The following is a 1,286-nucleotide window of genomic DNA, read 5'->3' as shown; positions in this document are numbered from 1 at the left end:
GATTGAGTCCATATAATTGTGTAAAAAGAAAATGAGTCAAATTAATTCCTCATGGTTACAATGTTAACGGCGAAGAAAACAATGTGGAGGAATTAATTATGACTCAAATACAGTTTAACCTAAATATTGATGATTTAAAAGATTCTGTTATGAATTCTGATATAGACGATGTGATCAAAGCGTCTATCGTCCTGGTATTGAATTCCGTGATGGAAAAAGAACGCGATGATTATTTAAAAGCTGGATCCTACGAACGTACCGTTGAACGGCGTGACTATCGTAATGGCTTCTATGAACGTGAACTATTATTAAGTATTGGAAAAATAACTTTAAGGGTACCTCGAACGCGTAACGGTGATTTTTCACCATCCGTATTTGAAAGGTATGCACGTTGTGATCAAGCATTTGTCCTCTCTATGCTTGAAATGGTAGTGAATGGAGTTTCCACTCGAAAAGTAAAGAATATTGTCCAACAGTTATGTGGGGAAAGTGTTTCAAAATCGTTCGTTTCCTCTCTAACAGAGAAGCTTGACCCAGTTGTTAATCAATGGGCTAATAGGCCAATTAATACGATGTATTATCCCTATATTTTTGCTGATGCCATGTATATTAAAGTGAGAGAACATCACCGCGTGGTTTCTAAAGCAGTTTATATTGCAACTGCGATTACTGAAAAAAATGACCGAGAAATCCTTGGTTTAAAAGTGGACCACTCTGAAAGCTATGAAGCTTGGCAAAGATTTTTTCAACACTTACAATCACGTGGTTTACAATCGCCAAAATTAATCATATCTGATGCACATAAGGGCTTAAAGAAGGCAATTGGCAGTGAGTTTGTGGGAACAACTTGGCAACGCTGTACGGTACATTTCAAACGAAATATTTTTAATAAATTGCCGAAAAAAGATATGGAAGAAGTGAAATTAGGTTTAAAAAGGATTTTCGAAGGATTGAAAATTGAGGATGCTCGGAGATTTAAAGAGGAGTTTTTGAATCAATTTGGAGATAATCCTAAACTCCAAAATGCAATAGAAATATTAGAAGAGGGCTTCGAAGATGCCATTCAATATTTCAATGAACCTCAGAAATATCATCAATATATTCGTAGTACAAATTCATTGGAGCGGTTAAATCAAGAAGTAAGAAGAAGGGAAAGAGTAATCCGTATTTTTCCTAATACACAATCTGCGTACCGATTAATTGGAGCGGTCTTAATCGACCTAGCCGAAGAACAAGCTATGAAAAAAGTAGTGCAAGAAAAAGGCTAGGCGCGAAGCGCGCGAAAT

The 1,286-nt window shown here is 36.2% G+C and carries 1 protein-coding gene; it reads left to right on the top strand.

The features are described 5' to 3' along the window. Positions 1–98: 98 nt before the first annotated feature. Complete coding sequence (locus tag KW850_RS32540; protein ID WP_218351715.1) at positions 99–1,268, top strand: IS256 family transposase; 1,170 nt, start codon at positions 99–101, stop codon at positions 1,266–1,268. Positions 1,269–1,286: the final 18 nt, after the last annotated feature.

The organism is Bacillus sp. sid0103 (assembly GCF_019219025.1).
The sequence above is the reverse complement of the archived record's forward strand: the minus strand, read 5'-3'. Positions and strand labels throughout refer to the sequence as shown.